Consider the following 21,644-nt stretch of genomic DNA (forward strand, 5'->3'; position numbering starts at 1 on the left):
GGTCAGCGGCGGCGCAACGCGACGGCCGCGGTGCAGAAACCACCGATTCCGAGAGCGACGGCGATGCCGTAGATCCAGAGCCTAACCGGATCGGGCCCCGGACGTGCCGGCCCTTCCGCGACCGGTCCCCTGCCGAAATGCGCGTCGTCCTGCACAGAGTCGTCCCGCATCGAGGACGTGCGGCCATATTCGGTCAGTTCCGCGGCTTTCCGCAGGGCCGCCGCCGCGTCGATGACGCCGAATCCGACTTTGTCGTCATAACCCGCGGACGGACGAGGCCGCGAGGTCGCCGTCAAAGCACGCGACACCAACTCCGGCGGCAAATTCGGATATTTCGCCTTTATTAGTGCGATAGCGCCCGCGACGAGCGCGCTGGCCACACCGGTCCCCGACACGGCTCCCCGGCGGCCCCCCGCGAGCGTGACGGGCACGCGGTCTCCGGGCGCGGCGACCAGGACCGAGAGGTTGTCGCTGCTGCCCGCGGTCTTGGCGCCCTTGCGGTCGGCGGCGGCGACGCCCACCACCCCGGGGTAGCCCGCGGGGAACGCCCAATAGGACGTGCCGTTCTCCCTGGCGTACGGCGACCGGCCGGCGTCCCCCACGGCCGCGACGACCACCACGCCCCTCGACAGCGCGAAGGAGATGGCGTCCCGCTCCACACGGTCCACGGCGTACGCGGGGACGGGCAGGCAGATGACCTTGACGCCCCGGCCGGTGGCGTAGCGGATGCCCCGCGCGATCGGGCTGTCCTGTGGCTCGGCGGGTCCCGGACCCCCGGAAGGGCTGCGGGCCACGGGGACGGACAGCACCCGCGCCTCCGGCGCGATCCCCGGCGTCCCCCCGCCGCGTCCGCTCCCGGCGATCGCCGAGGCCAGGGCGGTCGCGTCGTCGCCCGGCGGCACGGTGTCGTCGCCGATCGCCGCGCCCGTCAGGTCGGGCCCGAGCTCGATCCGGCCGCTCAGCCCGGGCAGGCTCGCGTCGGGCTGCCCGCCGCCGAGCAGGGCGACGGTCACGCCCGCGCCCTTGCTGACCTTCCAGGCGGCGGCGGCGTTGACGGCGTCGAGCGCCCACCGCGCGTCCTCGTCGCCCGGCGCGGCCGCGGCCGCCGGTCCCGTCCCGAGGAGGACGGCCGTGATCGCCGCGCAGAGGAGGGCCGGCCTCAGCACACGTTCCCCTGGGTGCAGCGTGGGACGTCGGGAGGCTCGCCGAGGGCGCGCGCGATGCGCCCGGCCACGGTCTCGGCCACGGGCCACATCTCGCTGTTCACCTGTTCCTCCAGGGGGACGGAGGCGCGCGTCCTTCCGTCTGTGTACCCCACTGTGGAGAAGACGATGTACGGCCCGGCGCCCACCCATCCCGTGCGCTGGCGCTGGGCCGCTCCGAACGTGTCGGTGACCGTGCCGGGGAAGGCCACCGGCCGTACGCCGACCCGGTCGTCCACGGGCAGCTCGCCCGCCGCGTCGGCGCGGGCCTGCTCGCTCGGCAGCACGGCGACGCCCACGGTGACGGCGAACGTCGAGGTCTGGTCGACGTAGGTGGCGCGCAGCATGGCCTGGCAGCCGTGCTTGCGCAGCACCGCCGCCACCGGCGAGTCGACCGCCGCGGCGCACGCCGCCTCGGGGGCGATGCCCACCCGGCGCGCGTACTGCTGGGCGCGGCCGAGCCCGAGGTACGGAAGCTCCTCGGGGAAGACCATGCCGGCGGGCCAGGCGCGCCACCGGCGGGCCACGTCCTCGGCCACATATCGGGCGCGTTCGGCGTCGGTGAGCGGCCTGGCCTGGTTCTCCTGGATCAGCCCGACCGATCCCAGCAGCACGTTCACCGCGGCGACGGCGAGGACGACGCCCATGATCGTGAGATAGAGCGAGCGGAAGCGGATGCCGCGCGCGAGTTCGGCGCGCTCCTTGGCCGCCTGGGCGGCGGCGGCCCGTCCCCTCGACGCCGTCCAGGGCCGCGCGCGGGCGCGGCGCGCGGACGCGCCGAGCGGCAGCGCCCGCGGACCCGGCCGCCGGAGACCGGACGGCGTCCGCGCCGTCTGCGGGATGCGGGGCTGCTCGGGCGGCATACCTCGATGCTACGTCGGCAGGCCCGTCGGCCAAGGAGCAGGCGGCAGCGCGTCGTCCTCCTCCCGCTGCCGTCTGCGCGCCCGCCGGGTGAGGACGAGCAGGACGGCCACGCCCGCGCCCGAGCCGGTGAAGCCGCCGAGCGCGATGGCTCCGCAGAGCAGGATCGACCCCGTGTCGCGCCGTACGACCACGATGGGGTCCGGGTCTGCCGCCGCCGCGCGGACGGCGCGCAAGGGGTTCTGCACGCCCGTCCCCGACGCCGTGGCGCGATGCCTGGCCAGGGTCGCCGCCACGCTCAGCGCCCGGTAGGCGTTGACCACCCCGAACCCGGTGCCGGTGTTGTACGGCCCCTTCCTGGCGGGCGACGACGCGAGCGCCTGCGCGACGAGGGCGGGCGACATGCGGGGATACCGCGACTTGATCAGCGCGGCGACGCCGGAGACGAGCGCGGTCGCCTGGGAGGTCCCCCGGCCGACCCAGTATTCGTCGCCGGGACCGGCCCCGAGGACGTCGACGCCCGGCGCGGCGACCATCACCGAGGAGTTCCGGTTGGAGAACGAGGCCCGCCTCAGCGTGGACGTGACGGCGGCCACCGAGATCACGCCGGGGATCGCCGCCGGGTAGGAGTACGGCGCGGTCCGCTTGCCCGCGCCCTCGTTGCCCGCCGCGGCGACGAGGACCACGCCCTTGGAGATCGCGTATCTGATCGCCGTACGCTCGTCCCTCGTCGGCATGTCCTTCGACAGCGACAGGTTGATGACCTGGGCGCCGTGGTCCACGGCGTAGCGGATGCCCTTGGCGACCACGGCCTCGTAGCGCGCGTCGGAGTTGAACGTGCGGAACCCGGGCTCCTCGTCTTCGAGGATCACCCGCACCGACAGCACCCTGGCCTCCGGCGCGATGCCGATGATGCCGTCCGCGCCGCCGGGGCCGTGCCCGTGCCCGGCGATGAGCGAGGCCATGTACGTGCCGTGCAGGCGCACCGGCTGCACCCCGCGCGGGTTGGCCCCGGCCGTGTAGTCCCTCCCGGTGACGACCGATCCGGCGAGGTCGCGGTGGTCGGGATCGACACCCGAGTCGAGGACCGCGACGGTCACGCCCTTGCCCTTCGTCAGCCGCCAGGCGTCGTCGACGTCGAGCGTGCGCAGCACGTCCTGCTGGCTGAGCCGTACGTCGTCGGCCCTGGCCGGGCCGGGAACGAGGAACGTGCCACTCGCCACGGCGAACGCGGCGGCGCACGCCGCGAGGGCCCTGCGGAGCGGCGCGGTCAGCACTGCCACTCCTTGGCGGTGCAGTCCGGGGACGCCGGCGCGGTGAGGATCGCGCCGACCTCCTCGGCCAGGTCCCCGGTGAACGAGAACATGGTCTCCCGCTGCTCCCCGAGCGCGCGGGCCGGACGCCCGTCGACCTGGCCCGCCGTCGCCATCACGAGGTACGGCCCGGCCGTGTGCAGGACCAGCGACTGGCGGCCGCCCGCCGAGAAGCGGTCGGTCACGGTTCCGGGAAACGCGAGGGCGCGCAGGCCGGGGGCGGCCGAGCCGTCGCCGGGGAAGATCGGGACGGCCGAGCGCGCCTTGAGCGCGTCGGGGAAGGCGGCCACGCCGATCGTCACCACGATGCCCTGCAGGGCGTCGAGGTAGGTGGCCCGCAGGATCGCCCGGCAGCCGGCCGCCGTGATCTGACCGGCGATGGCCGTGTCGACGGCGCCGCGGCAGTCGGTGCGCGAGGAGATGCCCACCCGCCGCGCCGACTCACGCCCGCCCTGCTCGCTCGTGTAGGCCAGGGTCGCGGGGAAGATCCGGCCGGCGGGCCAGCGCTCCCATCGCAGCGCCGTCTCGGCCGCCTGCGCCTCGCGCAGCTCCGCCGTGCTCGGCCCTCTCGTCAGCTCGGCGACTGCGGCGCTGGCCGCGATCCCGCCGACGATCGCGCAGACGAGGGTGAACGCGGAGGCCACGGCCACGACCGGCCAGGTGCGCGTCTCGCCCACTGCGCCTCCGTTCCCGTCGCGGCCTCCCTCCTCCAGTGACCTTAACGCGACCTACCGCCAGCCATCCCCACAAATGCCACCGGAAAGTACTTGACGCTCCGGAAAGTGGAAAGTACTTTCCGAGATGGAAAGAGATACGAGAGGAGCCCCCGTGAACCCCGAGGAAGCGGCGCAGAGCCTGGCGCTGATCCGGCAGACCCAGGCGAAGGCGATCAGGACCCAGACCTGGCTGCCCACCTGGTTCATCACGGGCGTAGGGGTCCTGGTGACCGGCGTCCTCGTCGTCAGCGAGCCCGGCACGCCGATCCCGGTGACCATCTGCGGCGGGATCCTGCTCATGGCGGCGCTGGGCGCCCTGACCGCCGTCTTCGCCAAGACACGGCCGATGACCGTCAGCGACCCCGCGATGAGACGTGCCTTCTCGGCCGTCTATCTGCCCTGGCTCTTCGCCGGCATCGTGCTGTGCTGGGTGGCGTCGTTCGCGCTCCAGGCCGCGGACGTGCCGTACGGCATGGCCGGCGGCGGCGTCGTGATGACCGTGTACTTCGCCCTCGGCAGCCGGGCGATCTCCCGCCGCATCGCCCGCCGGGTGGCCCGCCGATTCGAAGAGACCCACTGATGGAACTCGATCCCGTCATCCACGCCCCCGCCCGGCTGCAGATCGTCTCGTTGCTCGCGGCGGCCGAGGAGGCAGAGTTCGCCTTCGTCCGCGACACCCTGGGCGTCAGCGACTCGGTCCTGTCCAAGCACGGCAGCGCGCTGGAGGCCGCCGGATACGTCGCCGTACGCAAGGGATATGTGGGCAAGCGGCCCAAGACGTGGTTCAAGCTCACCGGCAAGGGCCGGGCGGCGTTCGCCGCCTACGTCGAGACCCTGCAGCGCATCGTCGCGCCCAGCGGCCTCAGCGTGGTGCCGGACGACCACGCGTAGGGCGCGTACGGCGACGGCCGCCGCCTCGGCGTGAGGCGGCGGCCGTCGGTCGTTCGCGTGTCAGTAGGTCGGCAGGCTGGGGTCGACCGTCTTGATCCAGCTCAGCACGCCGCCGCCCACGTGGACGGCGTCGGAGAAGCCGGCGTTCTTGAGCACCGCGAGCACCTCGGCCGAGCGGGCGCCCGACTTGCAGTGCAGCACGATCTTCTTGTCCTGCGGCAGCCGCTCCAGGGCGGAGCCGTTCAGGAACTCGCCCTTGGGGATCAGCACGGCGCCCGGGATGTTGACGATCTCGTACTCGTTCGGCTCGCGGACATCGATGATCATGATGTCATCGCCACGCTCGCGCATCGCCTCCAGCTCGGCGGCGGTGATCGTGCTGCCCGCGGCGGCCTGCTGCGCCTCGTCGGAGAGCGTGCCGCAGAACGCCTCGTAGTCGATGAGCTCGGTGATCGAGGGGTTCTTGCCGCACAGCGGGCACTCGGGGTCCTTGCGGACCTTCACGTCGCGATACTTCATCTCGAGCGCGTCGTAGATCATCAGACGGCCGACGAGCGGCTCGCCGATGCCGGTGATGACCTTGATGGCCTCGTTCACCTGGACGGAGCCGATCGACGCGCACAGCACGCCCAGCACGCCGCCCTCGGCGCAGCTCGGGACCATGCCCGGCGGCGGGGGCTCGGGGTAGAGGCAGCGGTAGCACGGCCCGTGCTCGGCCCAGAAGACGCTCGCCTGACCGTCGAACCGGTAGATGGACCCCCACACGTACGGCTTGCCCAGCAGCACGGCCGCGTCGTTGACCATGTAGCGGGTGGCGAAGTTGTCCGTGCCGTCCACGATCAGGTCGTAGCCGGAGAAGATGTCCATCACGTTGTCGGTCGTGAGAGCGACGTTGTGGATGACGACGTTGACCAGCGGGTTGATCTCACGCACGCTGGCGGCGGCGGACTCGGCCTTCAGGCGGCCCACGTCGGACTGCCCGTGGATCACCTGGCGCTGCAGGTTCGACTCGTCGACGACGTCGAAGTCGACGATGCCGAGCGTCCCGACCCCGGCCGCGGCCAGGTAGAGCAGCGCGGGAGAGCCCAGGCCGCCCGCGCCCACACACAGCACCTTGGCGTTCTTGAGGCGCTTCTGACCCGCCATGCCCACGTCAGGGATGATCAGATGGCGCGAGTAGCGGCGCACCTCGTCAACCGTCAGCTCTGCTGCCGGTTCTACCAGCGGTGGCAACGACACAGTCCCACTCCTGCTCTCCGTGTCCCGTTTTCGTGCCAATGGTCGCGCTCGGCTCCATGGGCCCAACACAAGCTCTTCTCACAACTTAACCGGGGTGGCCCCGCATTCCCCAATCACGCTGTTCGGCGCAGGGGCGTTCTCGCGTAGGCCATAAGGCGGCGCGATTCGCGAGCCACGAGCTCGGGATACTCCATCTGGGCCACGTGACCGGCGTGCGGGAGCGTGACCAGGCGCACGTCGCGGAACACCCGTCCGGCCCGGTGCGCCATGCGGGCGTGCACCAGCCGGTCGCGCAGGCCGTACACGACGAGGGTGGGCGCGATGACCCGCCCGGCCTGCCGCCACAGGTTGTCGGGGCCCAGGCGGAAATACTCGCGGACGATCGCGCGGGCGCAGCCGACCATGGCCGCACGCGCGTGCGGCAGGCCGTCGCGGCGGCGCACTTCCTCTATCGCCTCGCGCAGCCGCTCCGGGTGGACCCGCGCGGCGTCGCCGTAACACATGCCGAGCGTCGCCTGGACGCGCCGCTCCGGCGGCAGCGCGGCGAGCCATCGGACGGCCAGCTCGCCCAGGCGCGGGGTGGCCGACATGGCGATCCTGGCCGGGCCGTACCTCGGCAGCAGGTCGGGCAGCGCCGGCGACACCAGCGTCAGCGACCTGACGAGGTCGGGCCGCGTCGCCGCGACCCGCACCGAGACCGCGCCGCCCATGGAATTGCCGAAAAGGTGGACCGGCCCGTCCGCCAGGGACTCCACCAGCCGCACCACCGCCCTGGCGTGGGCGGCGACCGAATAGTCGCCGTCCGCGGGCTCCGGGGAGTGCCCGGCTCCGGGCAGGTCCACGGCGATCCCCCGCGCCTCACCGGCGAGCTCGCCCATCAGGTCGGTCCAGTCCCTCGCCGAACCCGCCAGGCCGTGCACATATACAGCGGTCTCGGGCGGCCCCTCCGGGGTCGTCCGCACATGGATGCGCGTGTCCCCTGTCTCGATGAGCCGGCCGGGCCACGCTGGAATCGGCTCGACACCCACGCGTCCTCCCCTGTTCACCTCTCGCTTCTCGACCATAACCCTGCCCGTACGCCGACCCGGGCGGCACTCCCGCTATCCGGGACGCGGGATCGGTCACCCGGGTTCACCCCGGCCAGCGAGAGCGACATAGGGCCAATATCACCCTCATTCGGACATTTCGAAATGCGGATACAAATCGCAATTCGGACCAAAGCCGCCCTATCGGTGTCAACGATGCCAATAAAGCGATAAGTGAATGGCAAAAGCCGCCGACCGCAGTTTGTCGCTCTGACGGTGAGGAAAACAAGACAATGCAGGGATGATCCACCAAGGGTCATCAGTAAGGGCATTTTCCGAACGACTTGGAAAACGCCGGAGTGTCGGGGCAACAATCCTTCAAGGAGGACATGAAATGCCCAAGTTCAACAACCTGGTCGGGATCCTCGCGATCAGCGCCGCGCTTACCGGCGGCGCCGTCGCTCTGGGTACCACCGTTGCCGCCACCAGCGCGAACGCCGCGACCGTCATGGGCGGCTACGTGGGCGGTGGCTACCCCTACGCGAACTACAACCGCAACAGCAACAAGCAGCGCCAGAAGAACAAGGGCGCGAACGCCAACAAGAACAAGAACAAGAACAAGACGAAGCAGTGGCAGCACGAGCGGCAGAACCAGGCGCAGAACCAGTTCCTGCTGCGTGACTTCACGCTCGTCCTCACGCCGTTCCAGAAGACGGACACCGACGCGCGTGCGCTTCCGTACAACTGGCAGTACGGCAGCACGCAGTCGTACCCGTACACGCGGACGAACAGCTACAGCGACCAGTTCAACAACCCGCGCCAGGACCAGGACTCGCTGGCCCAGCCGAAGACCAACACGGCCACCGAGGTCAACCCGAGCGTGAAGCAGAAGGACATCGACGCGGACGTCGACGTGGACCGCAACAACAAGAGGCGGGTCCACGACCTCGAGCCCACGCCGGTGATCGTGCCCTGACGCGGTTAGCACGAGCGGCCTCGGTGAGCGTCCCGCACGGCGGGCGACGCGGCAGCCGACGGCCACCCTCGTTCGTGACCGGCGGCCTCACCTGAGCCGGAACCCGCGAACGACGGGAGACACACGCGAACGACGGAGCGGCGGACGCCGCCCGGCAGGACGGACGGCGCCCGGATGACCGTGGGACACGGCGCCGGCGCCACCCGTCCGCCGCTTCGTCGGCGGGTGAACGAGCAGTCGAGAGAGCGAGCACCGGCGGCGCTTTCGAGGAGAGGACAGCCGGTGCCAGGCGAACGCATCGCGCCGCGTCACACACGACGGCGCCGAACTCACTATCCCCCGCTCCGGTTCCGTATGGGACCGGGCCGGGGTTGCGATATTCAGAGGAGAAACACCCAGATGTCCGTGTTGAAGAACATCGCCGGGGCCCTCGCCCTCGGCACCGCGCTGAGCGGCGCGGCCATCGTGCTCGGCGGCGCCGCCGTCGGCACGGCCGGCGCTACCACTGTCATGGGCGGGTACATCCCGGCTCCGTCCGCCGGTGTCCGCTACGTCCGGCCGAGCTACAACTACAACACCAACAAGCAGCGCCAGGGCCAGAAGGGCAAGAACAAGAACAAGAATAAGAACAAGAACAAGAACCACGAGTGGCAGCACGTTCGCCAGTCGGAGAACCAGAGCCAGTTCCTGCTGCGTGACTTCACGCTCGTTCTGACGCCGTTCCAGAAGTCGTCCACCGGCTCGGCCGCGGTTCCGTGGAACTCGCAGTACTCGCAGAACTCCACGCTCCCGTACACGAACACGAGCGACTACAACCAGCTGCACAACCGGCCGTGGCAGGACCAGGACTCGCAGGCCGACCCGCGCACCAACACGGCCACCGCGGTCAACCCGGAGGCCACCAACAAGGATGTCGACATCGACGCCGACATCAACGAGGGCAAGCGCAAGCACGTCACGCCTACGCCGACGTTCACGCCCATCCCCTGATTCGCAGCGTCCATCACGTGGCCGCTCCGACCGGCCACGCTGAACGGTCACGCTGAGGGGCGGGAGTGTCCGGCAGATGCCGCCCGTCGCGAGCGGCAGGTGGAGGCATCGCAAGGCGGAGGAGGAGCCGATGACGAGGCTCCGCCTGGGCCACGCGCAGCAGCTCTGCCGGACACGACCTAGTGCCGGATGATTGTGCCCGTGCTCGCCGAGGGAGTGCAGTCGCGCCCTCTCGCGAGCACGGGCACTCGTCGTCTCCCCCGCTTTCACGGTCCGTAGGGGTCGGCCTCCCCGGCCGCCCGCAAGCGCGTTCTCGGCCGGATCCGTACGTCCGTGGAACACGACCGCTGGAGCCGCCTCTCCTGCGGCGGCTCGCTCCTCGCCCTCTCGGAACGCTCCCCGCGGCTCTCGTCGAAGCGCCCCTTGAAGCGCCTGCCGGAATGCCGCCCCCTCGAACGCGCCGTGCGAGACCGCGTGCCTCCCGGCCGCTCCCGCCGTCCTGCGATCGTGCTCCCGCCGCCGCTTCCGTACGCCCGGCGCCCCGGCATTGAAATCGGACATTAAGGGACAACTCGCCCTTTTTGTCTCCAATTCGTTCCATATGCTGCTAATAGCTGATCAAAAGCCACAAAGGCGTGTTTGTCGGGCGACGCTGCCGGACATCAACGTATCGCAGGAACCCGGCCCACGGGGGCCAAAGAGATATTTCTCTCGAATCATCGGCGAGAAATATCGAAGGATGCGGGGATTTCCAATTCTTTCAAGGGGGACAGCAATGCCTACGTTCAAGAACGTTATCGCCGGACTCGCTCTGGGCACCGCGATCGCCGGTGGCGCGATCGCCCTGAGCGCCACAGCAGCGAGCGCCGGCACCTTCGGCGGCGCGCCGTGCGGCGGCTCTTTCGGTCCCTTCGACTGCAACAACAACAGCGGTCCGTTCTTCGACAACCAGAACCAGTGGTTCAACAACAACCAGAACAACAACTTCTGGAACAACCAGAACTTCTTCAACCAGACCGCGTTCAGCGACAACCTCGACAGCGACTCCCACTTCGCGATCGTCGGCCCCTGCGCCACGATCGCGTTCAGCGACAGCACCAACCGTGACAGCAACTTCTGGAACAACAGCTGGTTCAACAACAACTCCTGGTTCAACAACAACTCCTGGTTCAACAACAACCAGAACAACAACTTCTGGCGGAACAACGACAACTTCATCAACTGACAAGGCGGGACCGGCAACGGTCCGCGAGACGACCGCGCCGCTCGCAATCCCGGCAGGTGAAGGGATGACGTGAACGGCCGGCCGCACCGTCCTCCACAGCCTTGACAGGAGAACGGCGCCCTAGGCGCAGTCACGTTCCCGTGGCGTCGAAAGCTCCGTGAGCACTCCCCGCTCCGGGAACGGCCGTTCGATGGAGCAGAGACAAGGGCTCCGGCGAGACTCTCGCCGGAGCCCTGACCTTTTCCGGCTCATCGAACTTGATCGGGGTTGAGGCGAGGCTGCGCCTGCTCGCGCGGCTGCGGGATGGATTGCCTCTTGAGGGAGCTCGCGGCTCCCGTTGATCATTTCTGTTATCTACGCAGAAGATCAACAGAAGAGCCGCGAGCATGGTCAACGATACGACCCGGCTGCTGGGCCTGGAGGGCCTGGCCGTCGTCGACGTCGTCGCAGCAGGTGAAGACAGCAGGCAGGGGCCGATCGTGCATCTGGTCACCGCCGACGAGAGCGCTCGGGCCTGCCCCGAGTGCGGGGTGTTCGCGGCCCGGGTCAAGGAGTGGGTGACCACCCGCCCGCGTGACCTACCGGTCGCGGGCCGCCGCTGTGACCTGCGCTGGCGTAAACGCCGGTGGTACTGCGACGAGCCGGCCTGCCCGAGAGGGACGTTCACCGAGCACGTCGCACAGGTCCCGGCCCGGGCCCGGCTGACGGTGCGATTACGCCAGGCCGCCGGGGAAGCCGTCGCCGACCGTGGGAGGACGATCGTGCAGTCGGCTCGCGACCACGGCGTGTCCTGGCCGGTGGCCTGTGCGGCGTTCACCGCGCACGCCCAGCGGGTGCTGCCCGGTCAGCCCGCCCCCGTCACGGTGCTGGGGATCGATGAGATCCGCCGAGGCCGGCCCCGCTGGACCTGGGATGAGACCACCGGCACCTGGCAGACCGTCGTGGACCGATGGCATGTCGGCTTCGTCGACCTGTCCGGCGGGCAAGGCCTGCTCGGCCAGGTCGAAGGCCGTACCAGCACTGCTGTCACCGGCTGGCTCGGCCAGCGTACTCAGGCCTGGCGTGATGGCGTGACCTTCGTCGCGATCGACATGTGCACCATCTTCAAATCCGCCGTCCGGGTGGCGTTACCGCAGGCCAGGCTGGTGGTCGACCACTTCCACATCGTGCAGCTGGCCAACGCCGCCGTCACCGAGGTCCGCCGCCGCGTCACCGTCCAGGTGCGGGGCAGGCGCGGGCGCAAGGGCAACCGCGAATGGGAACTACGTAACCGGCTGACCCGCTCGGCCGCCCGGATGCACGGCTCGCAACTCGACCCGATGGTCGATGACCTGATGGCGCTACCGAGGCGGATCGGAGTGCCGATCCTGGCCGCGTGGAACGCCAAGGAAGACCTGCTCGACCTGCTCGCCTTGGCGCGCACCCACCCCGATCGCTCCGTCGTCGCCGGCCGGCTGTTCCGCTTCTATGACCGCTGCGCCGCCTCCGGCCTGCCTGAACTGGAACGCCTGGCGAGCACGGTCGAGACCTGGTGGCCCGAGATCCTCGCGTTCATCCACACCGGCATCACCAACGCCGGCTCCGAGGGCACCAACCGCGTGATCAAGACCGTCGCCCGCGACGCGTACGGCTTCCGCAACCCCGAAAACCAGCGGTTACGCACCCGCTGCGCCACCACCCGACGAAGCCGCGGATTCCTCAACCCCGCTTAACTTCGAAGAGCCCCTTTTCCCGCACCACGGGCTCAGGAGTTACCCGCACCACGGGCTCAGGAGCGCGAGGCCACGGACTCGCCCGCGGATTCCCGACGGCCATCTCCCGGCGGCCATCTCCCGACAGTCACCTCCCGGCGGCCATCTCCCGGACAGCCACCTCGTGACGGCCGCTTCCTCCCGGCTCCATCCGGCCGGCCGGGCCGAGGCGGACACCGCCTGGCGCGCCCCGCTTCCTCCGGCGCTGCCAGGTCCGCACAGTGCGACGCTCTCCCGTCGCCACTCCCGGACAGGCTCCCGTCGCCACTCCCGGGCAGGCCGTACGGCCACCGCCATACCGGGCGGCGGCATGTCCGCGGACGAGGCCCACAACACCACAGGCGCTCGGACCCGGCGCCGGCGCTCGGACCCATCACCATTCCCTCTCCGAGCCGAACTCCGGCGACGTCGAACGCCCCCACAAATCGGTCAATCGAGACATTTCTCTCTTAATTCATCTAAGTCGGTTCATAAGATTCTAACTAGTGATCAAAAGGCTTAGATAGCCGTTTGTCGGACCAGCGCGCTGGAAATCATGACAGCACAGGAAGTTAGGGCTCAATTACGAGCCCGAAGGACATTTCTCATAATGAAGAGAAATGCCCTAAACAAATTCAGGAATACTGAATCCTGTCAAGGGGGACAACGCATGTCCAAGCTCCACAAGATCATCGCTGGTCTCGCCCTCAGCACCACCGCTGTCGGCGGTGCGCTCGCTCTGGCCGGTGCCGCCGGCGCCGCGACCAGGACCGGCGACGTCGACCGTCCCATCGCCCGGGGCGGCCTGGCCAACGGTGTCGACGACAGCACGGGCGGCATCGCCCAGGGCAACCGGGGCATCGGTGACAGCGGTGATCGGGGGACCGGCTTCCCTGTCTTCTTCGGTCCGAACAACAACGACAACTTCGAACGGAACAACCGCAACCAGAACTTCAACCAGGGCGACAACAGCAACTGGTGGGACAACCAGGGCTTCTGGAACCAGGGGGCGTTCGCCGACCGGCGCGACGACTCCTCCGGCTTCGGGCTCGTGGCGAAGGACGTTGCGATCGGCTTCCAGGACAAGACGAACAAGGACAACACCTGGTTCAACAACAACTGGTGGAACAACAACAACTGGTGGAACAACAACGACAACAACTGGTGGAACCACAACAACGACGACCGGGTGAACTGAGAAGGCAGGTCCAGCGGCTCCTGCGAGACGATCGCGCCGTTCCGACCAGGTGACGGATCCGGAGAACCTCTCACGAGGCATCCGACTCCGGCACGCGGACTGGCGCCGTTGAGTGCAGAGACACGTTCTCCGAAGGGCCGGCCGCTCGCTCACCGGGCGACGGCGGCCTGAACGGGAACGGCCGTCAATCCTCCTACAGTTACAACCAAGGGCTCCGGCGGGAAGGTTTCCGCCGGAGCCCTGCTCTTTTCCCCTGCCGCGGGCATCACCACCGCACTCTCTCGGCCGCGATCGGGTGCCGCGGGCATCACCACCGCGCTCTTATCGGGCGCGATCGGTCTGATCCGCGACGGCGGAGCTCGGTGGGCCCCGTGCCCCGCCGGCGCCCCGCCGGTGTTCTCGCCCGCGCTCACCCCGAGCGCGCTCCCCGTCCGTCCTCACCCCCGCGCCCTACGGGCCACCCTTCCTCCGCGCTTTTCCTCCGCGCCCTTTCTCAGTGCTCTCCCCTCAGCGCTCTCCCCTCAGCGCTTTGGTCAGTGCTCTCCCTCAGCGGCGGGCTTTTCCGGCCTACGACTCGCAGCCGCTCCCCGAACCCTCGCCGGCGAGCGCCACACCAGGGGGGGCAAATCGTACCTATCCCTACATAAGGCGCATTATCCATCGAATCAATCCTATACGCAGCTAATCATTAACTAAAAGCAGCAGGCGTCAGTTTGTCGGACCGCCCGGCAGGAAATCACCACTAGCGTCGGAAGCAAGGCTCAATAGGAGCCACGAAGGAATTCCCGCCCACTGCAGGCGGACGGGAAAAGCCGATAGACGCAGGGCAATTCGAAATCGAATCCTGTCAGGGAGGAACAATAATGCCCAAGCTCAACAAGATCTTCGCAGGGCTCGCGCTCAGCACCGCGGTCGTCGGCGGAGCCGTCGCCATGGGCGCCACGGCCGCCAGCGCCGACGACAACCCCTTCTTCTTCAAGAAGAGCGACTCGCGCCCCATCGCCAAGGAGGGCGCGGCCAACGGCGTCGACGACAGCAAGGGCGGCATCGCCCAGGACAACAAGAAGGGTGACGACTTCTTCCCGCAGACGTTCACCCCGGACATCACCCGGGACCGCAACGACCGCAACCACAACATCAACGACCGCAACCAGAACAACTGGTGGGACACCAACAACTGGTGGGGCCAGAACTTCTACAAGGACGACAAGTCGGGGCACGACGCCTTCGGCCTCGTCGCCAAGGATGTCGCGTTCGGCTTCCAGGAGAAGGACGACCGCGCATTCAACTGGCTCAACAACAACTGGTACGCCGACCAGAACTGGTGGGACCACAACAACAACGACTGGTGGAACCGCAACGACCGCGAGCACATCAACGAGAACAAGAACAAGAACGTCGACTAAGCGAGGCGTGACGCCTCGCGCGACACCGCGCTATCCGGTCGGGTGACGGAATCCGGTGGGCACAACCGCCCACACGTGTCTCTCCACCACCTGCCGGGGGCGACGGCGCGGGTAAGTGCAGCCGGGTGCGTCCAGTGCGTCTCCACGCCGAGCGACGGGGAGCCTGGAAGCGCCTTCCACCAGATGGCATGAAAAGGGCTCCGGCGAGATCCTCGCCGGAGCCCTGGCCCTTTCCCCAGCGGATCCCCCGCAGCTTCCCGACAGACTCACCCATCCCCTCAACACCGAACCTCGCTCGTCCCCTTCGATCCCGCTCGATCCCGGTCCGATCCCGGTCCGGCACCAGCCTCATGTGCCGCCCCCGGCGACCGGGATCCACGGGCCGAAGCGAACGAGAACCGGGGATTGAGGAACACCACGGCGGGGAACCGCCGTCCGCCCTACCCCCGATGCCGCACGGGCACGTCAGACATGAACGTCGATCGGGTCAGCGCTCCCCTAACCTGGGACGGCGTGCCACAACGCGGGCCCAAATTCCCACCGGCCCCGTTTGCCGCCAGGCCGCATCGGCAATTAAGACGCCAGGGCGATGACCGGACATACAGGACATCGCTCGACATTTCCGGCAGCTACCGGGAATGTCGCACTCGGGCACTCCATCCTTCGAGGAGGACCTCAATGCCCAAATTCCGGAACGTCATCACCGGTCTGGCCGTCAGCACCGTAATGGCCGGCGGCGCGCTCGCCCTGAGCGCCACCACCGCTCAGGCCTCGACCTCCGGCACCCCGACGATCAGCTCCCACTGGGGTCACGGCAAGGGCCACTGCGGGCGTCACGGACGCGGCTGCCGTAACACGGCCGTCAACCGCAACGACTTCCGCTTCTTCAAGTACGAAAAGGAGAAGAAGGTCAACCGGAAGAACGTGGCCTTCGCATCCGGTGACGCCGTCATCGACATCGACGGCGACGACTGACACTGACGGGTGACACCCACTCGTACGGGGCCGTCGGCGCGAGGCCGCGGTGTCCGGACCCGCCCTGATCACGCCTCCGCCACCCTCGTGGCGATCGGGCGGCGGTGAACGGGCGGCCGAGAGCTCGCGGCCCTGTACGGATCGCCCACTTCCGTACCGTGAAGAATGCCCCGGCGGAAACCGCCCGCCGGGGCCCTCCATGTAAGACCACAGTGCAAAACCAACCACAGCGCAGAGCCACAGCCCAGAATCGGACCGGTCAGGCGGAGCGGCGGGTCTTCCGCTTCTTGGACGCCTTCTCCTCCTCGTCCGCGCCGTCCTGCGCGGCCTTGGCCTTGGCGGTTCTGCCGGTCGACTTGGCGGGCGCGGCGCCCTGGCGCTCCCGCTTGGCCGCCTCCACGCTGGCCCGCAGCGCGGCCATGAGGTCGACGGCCGGCCCTTCCTCGGCCGGGGTCTCCGGGGCGACGACCTCCTTGCCCGCCACCTTGGCCTCGATGACCTCCTGCAGCGCCTCCCGGTAGGCGTCCGTGTATTGGGTGGGGTCGAAGTCCGCCACCATCGTCTCGATCAGGGACTCGGCCATCTTCAGTTCCTGGGGCCGTACGTCGATGTCCTCTTCAAGGAACGGGAAGTCGGCCTCGCGGATCTCGTCCGGCCAGAGCATGGTCTCCAGCACGAAGACGCCGTCGCGGACGCGCAGGGCGGCGAGCGACTCGCGCTGCCGCAGGGCGACCTTCACCACCGCCACCTGTCCCGACCGCTCCAGGGCGTCCCGCAACAGCACGTACGGCTTGGCGCCCTGCGCGTCCGGCTCCAGGTAGTAGGACTTGGCGAAGTAGATGGGGTCGATCTGGTCCGCGGGGGTGAACTGCAGCACGTCGATCCTGCGGGAGGTGGTCAACGGCAGACCGGCGAAGTCCTCGTCGGTCAGCACGACGATCTCGCCGGTCGCGAGCTCGTAGCCCTTGGCGATGTCCGAGTAGGGCACCTCTTCGCCGTCGATCGAGCAGATCCTCTTGTATTTGATCCGGCCGCCGTCCTTGCGGTGCACCTGGTGGAACGTGACGTCCTTCTGTTCGGTCGCGGAGTAGAGCTTCACCGGGATGGTGACAAGACCGAACGAGATCGCGCCTTTCCAGATGCTGCGCATAGCCACATTCTCGTCTCTGTGTTCGAACGACGCTATGGTGGGATTCAAGGGAGTTACCTCATGGGCAGGTACCCACTATGGCGGTGCCGTATCCGATCGAGCCGATGCTTGCCATTCCAGGAGAAATCCCCTCCGACCCCGGCGCGTACGCGCTGGAGGTGAAGTGGGACGGCATCCGCGCACTCGCGTACGTCGACGGCGGCGTGCGGATCACCGGGCGGCACGGCGCCGACTTCACCTCCCGCTATCCCGAGATCTCCGCCGCCATGGCCCCGCTGGCCGGGCGCAGGGCGGTGGTCGACGGCGAGGTGGTGGCCTTCGACCCCGAGGGCCGGCCCAGCTTCGCCCGGCTGCAAAGACGCATGCACGTCACCGATCCCGCCGCGGCCCACCTGCTCGGCCGGCTGCCGGTCTCCTATCTGCCCTTCGACCTGCTCCATCTCGACGGGCGCACACTGCTCGACCTCCCCTACCTGGACCGGCGGGCGCTGCTCGACTCGCTCGGCCTGGGCGCGCCGCCCTACCTCCCCTGCGAACCCGCGGTGCTGGAGGCGACCCGGCTGCAGGGACTGGAGGGCGTGGTCGCCAAGCGCCTCGACTCCCCCTATCGGCCGGGGCGCAGGGCGGAGTGGTGGATCAAGATCAAGAACCTGCGCACCGCCGAGGTGGTCGTCGGCGGCTGGCGCCCGGGCAAGGGCCGCCGGGCGGGCGGCGTCGGTTCGCTCCTGCTCGGCATGTACGCCGGGGCGTCCCCTGCCGGGTTCCTCTTCGTCGGCCACGTGGGCACCGGGTTCACCGACGCGATGCTCGGCGACGTCCTCCGCCTGATTGAGCCGCTCGAGATCGGGCAGAGCCCCTTCTCTGACGGGCTTCCGAGGGAGATCTCCCGGAACGCCCGATGGGTCAGGCCCGAGCTGGCCGGCGAGGTGGCGTTCACCATGTGGACCCGTGACGGCCGTCTGCGCAACCCGGTCTGGCGGGGCCTGCGCCCCGACAAGATCCCGGCGGAGGTGCGGCGGGAGGAGCTGCGATGACGGAGAAGGTGCGGGTGGAGGTGGAGGGCCGCCGGCTTGTCCTGACCAATCTGGACAAGGTGCTCTATCCCGACGCCGCGTTCACCAAGGCCGAGGTGATCGACTACTACACCCGGATCGCACCGGCCCTGCTGCCGCACCTCAAGGGGCGCCCGCTCACGGTCAAGCGTTATCCGAACGGCGTCGACGGCCAGTTCTTCTACGAGAAGAACGCCCCCGAGCACACGCCCGACTGGGTCCGTACGGTGACCCTGCCCGCGCCGGGCAGCACGAAGAACCGCGAGGAGATCGACTTCGCGGTCGTGGACGACCTGCCGACCCTGGTCTACTACGCCAACCTGGCCGCCCTGGAGATCCACGTGCCGATGTGGCGGGTGGCCAAGGACGGCGAGCCACAGCCGCCCGACACGCTCGTCTTCGACCTCGACCCCGGCGCCCCCGCCACGATCCTCGACTGCTGCCGGGTCGCCGTCCTGCTGCGGCGGGCCCTGGCCGACGACGGCCTGGAGAGCTTCCCCAAGACCAGCGGCCAGAAGGGCATGCAGCTCTACGTCCCATGGGACCGTGGCCCGGACACCTCCGGCTACGCCAAGGCGCTCGCTCAGCGGATGCAGGCCGAGCATCCGTTCGTGACGAGCGTGATGGCGAAGAAGGAGCGGCCTGGCAAGGTCTTCATCGACTGGAGCCAGAACAACCCGGCCAAGACGACGGTCGCGCCCTACTCACTGCGCGCCGCCGGGCGGCCGGCCGTGTCCACCCCCCTGCTGTGGGAGGAGGTCGAGGCGTGCGACAGCCCCGACCGGCTGGTGTTCACCGCGCCCGACGTGCTGGAGCGCGTGGCGGAACACGGCGACCTGTTCGCACCCCTCACCGCGTAGTTGCGCCGCCGCCCTGGCCGTAGTGTGGACCTGTCGCAGCCGACCGTCGAACGGAAGGACAAGCAGATGCCTGAGATGGACCCCCTCGACGAGACGGCCGAGGAGATCTCGATCGAGGCGCCGGAGGCCGACGCGGTCGAGCAGCACCAGCTCGTCAAGGTGGCCGAAGACAGGCGCTGGCCCGAGCACGTCCCGTTCGACGCCGACCCGGCCGACGTGGCCGAGCAGGAGCGTACGGTCGACCTCGATGACGACGACTATCGCTGATCCGATTTACCGACACGTAGGATGAGGCCGCGGGGCGGGAGCCCCCGATGCGCATCTTGCAAGGAGACTGCCGTGACCGCTACCCCGGACGCCAAGCCCCGGGGCACCCGGCTACCCCGGATGGCCCGCCGCCGCCAGTTGCTGAGCGCGGCGCAGGAAGTGTTCGTGGAGAACGGCTACCACGCGGCGGCGATGGACGAGATCGCCGAGCGGGCCGGTGTGAGCAAGCCGGTGCTCTACCAGCACTTCCCGGGCAAGCTGGAGCTTTACCTCGCGCTGCTCGACCTGCACGTCGACGACATGGTGAGCCGGTGCCGGCAGGCGCTCGAGTCCACCACCGACAACAAGCAGCGGGTGCAGGCCGCCATCGGCGCCTTCTTCGACTTCGTCTCCAGCCAGGGCGAGGCGTTCCGGCTCGTCTTCGAATCCGACCTGCGCAACGTCGCGCCCGTACGGCAGCGGATGGAGCGTTCGCTGTACGAGAGCGCCGAGGCGATCAGCCGGGTGATCCAGGAGGACACCGGCTGCTCCAGCGACGAGGCGCACCTGCTCGGCGTCGGCCTGGTGGGCATGGCCGAGGTGAGCGCGCGCTACTGGCTGAGCAGCCACGGCTCGATCCCCAAGGAGGCGGCGACCCAGCTGATGGCGCGCCTGGCCTGGCGGGGGATCAGCGGTTTCCCGCGCACCGGCTGACCGGAATCTTGTTCGCTTCACGCGATCACAGAGCCGGTCGCTCCCTGCGGCGGCGACGATGGGTAGGGACCAGCCCTCGTGAAAGGGGAGCCCGATGGAAATAAAGATCGGCGTGCAGTCGGTGCACCGTGAGCTCGTGGTGGAGACCGACCTGTCGGCCGAGGAGATAGAGGAGGAACTCCGCAAGGCGCTCGCCTCCGAGAAGGGCGTCTTCTCCCTCACCGACACCAAGGGCCGCCGTGTGCTCGTCCCCGTGGCCTCGCTCGGGTTCGTCGAGATCGGCGAGGACGTGACGCGTCCGGTCGGCTTCGGCGGCACGCTCTGAGCACCTCCGTCATCGCCGCCGGCCGGCCGGGACGGCACGCGCCCACAACGCGCGCCGTCCCGGCGGCCGGCGATGATTCATTCCACCCGGGATCGGGTGCGTGCGAGGTCAGGAGCGTCCGTAACCGCATCCGCGGGGACGGCGGGTCAGATCCGCGTGATGGGGATCCCGCCTCCCGCTGATCGTCGGACAGCCCGCGCTTCCTCTCCGCAACACCGCACGCGGAGTCCAGGGGTTCGGCCCACATCTCGTCAAGGAAGTGCCGTAGCGGCGCGAGGCCCTCATGCTCGCACCGTACATCCGTTTGGCACGTGCGCGACCCATGAACGCAGGACCGGCCGGTGCCCGCGACCTGTTCCCCGCCCTCCCGATCCTCGCCGTCCGGGGATTCCGGCCAGGTCAGGGGGATCGCGGATGCGAAGCGCCGCACCGGCGACCCCCGCGCGAACCCGTGAAGATCACGGCCCGGGGGTGAGGCCGAGCGCGGCCATCCGCTTGCCGTGCTCCTCGGTCAGCCTGGCGAACATCCGCCCGATTTCCGCCAGGTTCTCGCCCTCCTCGCCCACCAGCAGCGCGGCGAGCTGCGGCCGGGCGGCGGCGAGCCGCTGTCCCTGGCTGAGCGCCTCGCCGACCATGCGGCGCGCCCACAGCGCGAGGCGGCCGCGCAGCCGCGGGTCGGCCTCCAGCGCGGCGCGCACCCGCTCCACCGCGAACTCCCCGCGGCTCTCGTCGGCCAGCACCTCCTCGACCAGGGCGCTGATCGAGGGAGCGGCCTGCCGGGCCGCCTCGCGGTAGAAGTCGCCCGCGATCCCCACGCCGACGTACGCCTTGATCAGCGCCTCGTACCAGTCCTTCGGCCTGGTCTGGGCGTGCCAGGCGTCGATCGCCTCCACGAAGGGGGCCATGGCCTCCTCCGGATCGACGCCGAGCGAGGCCAGCCGGTCGCGCAGCACCCGGAAGTGCCCGTACTCGGTCGCGGCCACGTCCCCGAGGGCGGCCCTGTCGTTCAGCGTCGGAGCCAGCAGGGCGGCGTCCTCGGCCAGCCGGAGGAAGGCGGTGAGCTCGGCGTACGCGAGGACGCCGAGCAGGTCCACAATCCCGGGAGAGGAATCACTCATGGGTGCAGCGTACGGCTCCCCGGCTTTCCCGCCGGAGCCCTCGCTCATGACCGGCGCAGCAAGAGCTTTTAGCGAGAAGACGCAGAAATCGGTTCCGTGTTGTGGTATCGAGTAGACTGCTTCGTGGAAGTGCGACCGCACTGTGTGGATCGAGACTGTGTCACTCACCGTATCGATCCCTGTGTCGATCCGGGGCCAACCCCCGGACCCCAGGAACCACTGGATGCCGCGGTCGCTGATTCACGACGAGGGCGTGACTGTCCGCGAGGACCCGGACCGGGGAGGCTCTGCCGGCCGGCTGTCCCGGAGGGTCGCCTTCGCACTGATTGAGGCAGGCCACGCTGACAACGACGTTCCGAGACCTGGGAGTCATCCCGGAGATCGCCGATGCGCTCGAGACCGAGGGCATCACTTCACCATTCCCAATTCAGG

At 69.1% G+C, this 21,644-nt stretch carries 22 protein-coding genes; 14 read left to right on the plus strand and 8 right to left on the minus strand.

Annotated features, from left to right (window positions below; translation table 11 throughout):
• Positions 1-2: 2 nt before the first annotated feature.
• The 4 genes from OHB01_RS04235 to OHB01_RS04250 are packed head-to-tail and all read right to left on the minus strand — an operon-like array spanning position 3 to position 4,053.
• Positions 3-1,166, minus strand: a complete 1,164-nt coding sequence (locus OHB01_RS04235; protein ID WP_168066374.1) for a S8 family serine peptidase — start codon at positions 1,164-1,166, stop codon at positions 3-5.
• Positions 1,160-2,065 (minus strand): hypothetical protein, encoded by a 906-nt coding sequence (locus OHB01_RS04240; protein ID WP_240971931.1) that lies wholly within the window; start codon positions 2,063-2,065, stop codon positions 1,160-1,162. Before OHB01_RS04240 ends, OHB01_RS04235 begins: the two co-directional genes overlap by 7 nt.
• Positions 2,066-2,074: 9 nt before the next feature.
• Positions 2,075-3,340 (minus strand): S8 family peptidase, encoded by a 1,266-nt coding sequence (locus OHB01_RS04245; protein WP_142650719.1) that lies wholly within the window; start codon positions 3,338-3,340, stop codon positions 2,075-2,077.
• On the minus strand, positions 3,334-4,053 hold the full coding sequence (locus tag OHB01_RS04250; RefSeq protein ID WP_142650720.1) for a hypothetical protein: 720 nt from the start codon (positions 4,051-4,053) through the stop codon (positions 3,334-3,336). Before OHB01_RS04250 ends, OHB01_RS04245 begins: the two co-directional genes overlap by 7 nt.
• A gap of 151 nt (positions 4,054-4,204) precedes the next feature.
• Here OHB01_RS04250 and OHB01_RS04255 point away from each other — a divergent pair, with 151 nt between their 5' ends.
• On the plus strand, positions 4,205-4,672 hold the full coding sequence (locus OHB01_RS04255) for a hypothetical protein (protein WP_142650721.1): 468 nt from the start codon (positions 4,205-4,207) through the stop codon (positions 4,670-4,672).
• Positions 4,672-4,983, plus strand: a complete 312-nt coding sequence (locus tag OHB01_RS04260; RefSeq protein WP_142650722.1) for a winged helix-turn-helix domain-containing protein — start codon at positions 4,672-4,674, stop codon at positions 4,981-4,983. The genes OHB01_RS04255 and OHB01_RS04260 overlap by 1 nt, the downstream gene beginning before the upstream one ends.
• Positions 4,984-5,043: 60 nt before the next feature.
• Here the strand turns inward: OHB01_RS04260 and moeZ are convergent, their stop codons facing one another.
• Both moeZ and OHB01_RS04270 read right to left on the minus strand, forming a co-directional pair.
• Complete coding sequence (moeZ, locus tag OHB01_RS04265; protein WP_142650723.1) at positions 5,044-6,222, minus strand: adenylyltransferase/sulfurtransferase MoeZ; 1,179 nt, start codon at positions 6,220-6,222, stop codon at positions 5,044-5,046.
• 113 nt (positions 6,223-6,335) lie between these two features.
• Entirely contained in the window at positions 6,336-7,250 is a 915-nt protein-coding gene (locus tag OHB01_RS04270) for an alpha/beta fold hydrolase (RefSeq protein WP_142650724.1), read from the minus strand.
• Between the two features lie 391 nt (positions 7,251-7,641).
• Between OHB01_RS04270 and OHB01_RS04275 the strand changes: the two genes are divergently transcribed.
• The 7 genes from OHB01_RS04275 (at position 7,642) to OHB01_RS04305 (ending at position 15,747) form a co-directional block, all read left to right on the plus strand.
• Entirely contained in the window at positions 7,642-8,223 is a 582-nt protein-coding gene (locus tag OHB01_RS04275) for a hypothetical protein (RefSeq protein ID WP_142650725.1), read from the plus strand.
• A 399-nt stretch (positions 8,224-8,622) separates the two neighbouring features.
• Positions 8,623-9,213 (plus strand): hypothetical protein, encoded by a 591-nt coding sequence (locus tag OHB01_RS04280; protein WP_147943489.1) that lies wholly within the window; start codon positions 8,623-8,625, stop codon positions 9,211-9,213.
• Between the two features lie 775 nt (positions 9,214-9,988).
• Entirely contained in the window at positions 9,989-10,438 is a 450-nt protein-coding gene (locus tag OHB01_RS04285; protein ID WP_328854956.1) for a hypothetical protein, read from the plus strand.
• A gap of 386 nt (positions 10,439-10,824) precedes the next feature.
• Positions 10,825-12,150 (plus strand): ISL3 family transposase, encoded by a 1,326-nt coding sequence (locus OHB01_RS04290; protein ID WP_328709300.1) that lies wholly within the window; start codon positions 10,825-10,827, stop codon positions 12,148-12,150.
• Positions 12,151-12,838: 688 nt separating this feature from the next.
• The gene (locus OHB01_RS04295) at positions 12,839-13,366 is read left to right on the plus strand and encodes a hypothetical protein (RefSeq protein ID WP_168066376.1); all 528 of its coding nucleotides are present in this window, start codon (positions 12,839-12,841) and stop codon (positions 13,364-13,366) included.
• Positions 13,367-14,229: 863 nt separating this feature from the next.
• Positions 14,230-14,772 carry a hypothetical protein gene (locus OHB01_RS04300; RefSeq protein WP_142651786.1) on the plus strand — a complete coding sequence of 181 codons (543 nt, stop codon included), beginning with the start codon at positions 14,230-14,232 and terminating at the stop codon, positions 14,770-14,772.
• A gap of 678 nt (positions 14,773-15,450) precedes the next feature.
• Positions 15,451-15,747 carry a hypothetical protein gene (locus OHB01_RS04305; RefSeq protein ID WP_142651785.1) on the plus strand — a complete coding sequence of 99 codons (297 nt, stop codon included), beginning with the start codon at positions 15,451-15,453 and terminating at the stop codon, positions 15,745-15,747.
• A gap of 259 nt (positions 15,748-16,006) precedes the next feature.
• On the opposite strand, the gene OHB01_RS04310 is transcribed toward OHB01_RS04305, so the two are convergent.
• Positions 16,007-16,897 carry a Ku protein gene (locus OHB01_RS04310; RefSeq protein WP_142651784.1) on the minus strand — a complete coding sequence of 297 codons (891 nt, stop codon included), beginning with the start codon at positions 16,895-16,897 and terminating at the stop codon, positions 16,007-16,009.
• 104 nt (positions 16,898-17,001) lie between these two features.
• On the opposite strand from OHB01_RS04310, the gene ligD (OHB01_RS04315) reads away from it, so the two are divergent.
• The 5 genes from ligD (OHB01_RS04315) (at position 17,002) to OHB01_RS04335 (ending at position 20,094) form a co-directional block, all read left to right on the plus strand.
• Positions 17,002-17,931, plus strand: a complete 930-nt coding sequence (ligD, locus tag OHB01_RS04315; RefSeq protein WP_328854957.1) for a non-homologous end-joining DNA ligase — start codon at positions 17,002-17,004, stop codon at positions 17,929-17,931.
• Positions 17,928-18,809 carry a non-homologous end-joining DNA ligase gene (gene ligD / locus OHB01_RS04320; RefSeq protein ID WP_328854958.1) on the plus strand — a complete coding sequence of 294 codons (882 nt, stop codon included), beginning with the start codon at positions 17,928-17,930 and terminating at the stop codon, positions 18,807-18,809. Before ligD (OHB01_RS04315) ends, ligD (OHB01_RS04320) begins: the two co-directional genes overlap by 4 nt.
• Before the next feature lie 66 nt (positions 18,810-18,875).
• Positions 18,876-19,076, plus strand: coding sequence for a hypothetical protein (locus OHB01_RS04325; RefSeq protein ID WP_142651781.1), 201 nt, complete (start codon positions 18,876-18,878; stop codon positions 19,074-19,076).
• Positions 19,077-19,148: 72 nt separating this feature from the next.
• Entirely contained in the window at positions 19,149-19,769 is a 621-nt protein-coding gene (locus tag OHB01_RS04330) for a TetR/AcrR family transcriptional regulator (protein ID WP_328854959.1), read from the plus strand.
• 94 nt (positions 19,770-19,863) lie between these two features.
• Positions 19,864-20,094: a DUF3107 domain-containing protein gene (locus OHB01_RS04335; RefSeq protein ID WP_142651780.1), complete on the plus strand. Its 231-nt coding sequence runs from the start codon at positions 19,864-19,866 to the stop codon at positions 20,092-20,094.
• Positions 20,095-20,552: 458 nt separating this feature from the next.
• Here the strand turns inward: OHB01_RS04335 and OHB01_RS04340 are convergent, their stop codons facing one another.
• Complete coding sequence (locus OHB01_RS04340) at positions 20,553-21,212, minus strand: ferritin-like fold-containing protein (RefSeq protein WP_142651779.1); 660 nt, start codon at positions 21,210-21,212, stop codon at positions 20,553-20,555.
• Between the last annotated feature and the right edge of the window lie 432 nt (positions 21,213-21,644).

Source organism: Microbispora hainanensis (assembly GCF_036186745.1).
GTDB lineage: Bacteria > Actinomycetota > Actinomycetes > Streptosporangiales > Streptosporangiaceae > Microbispora.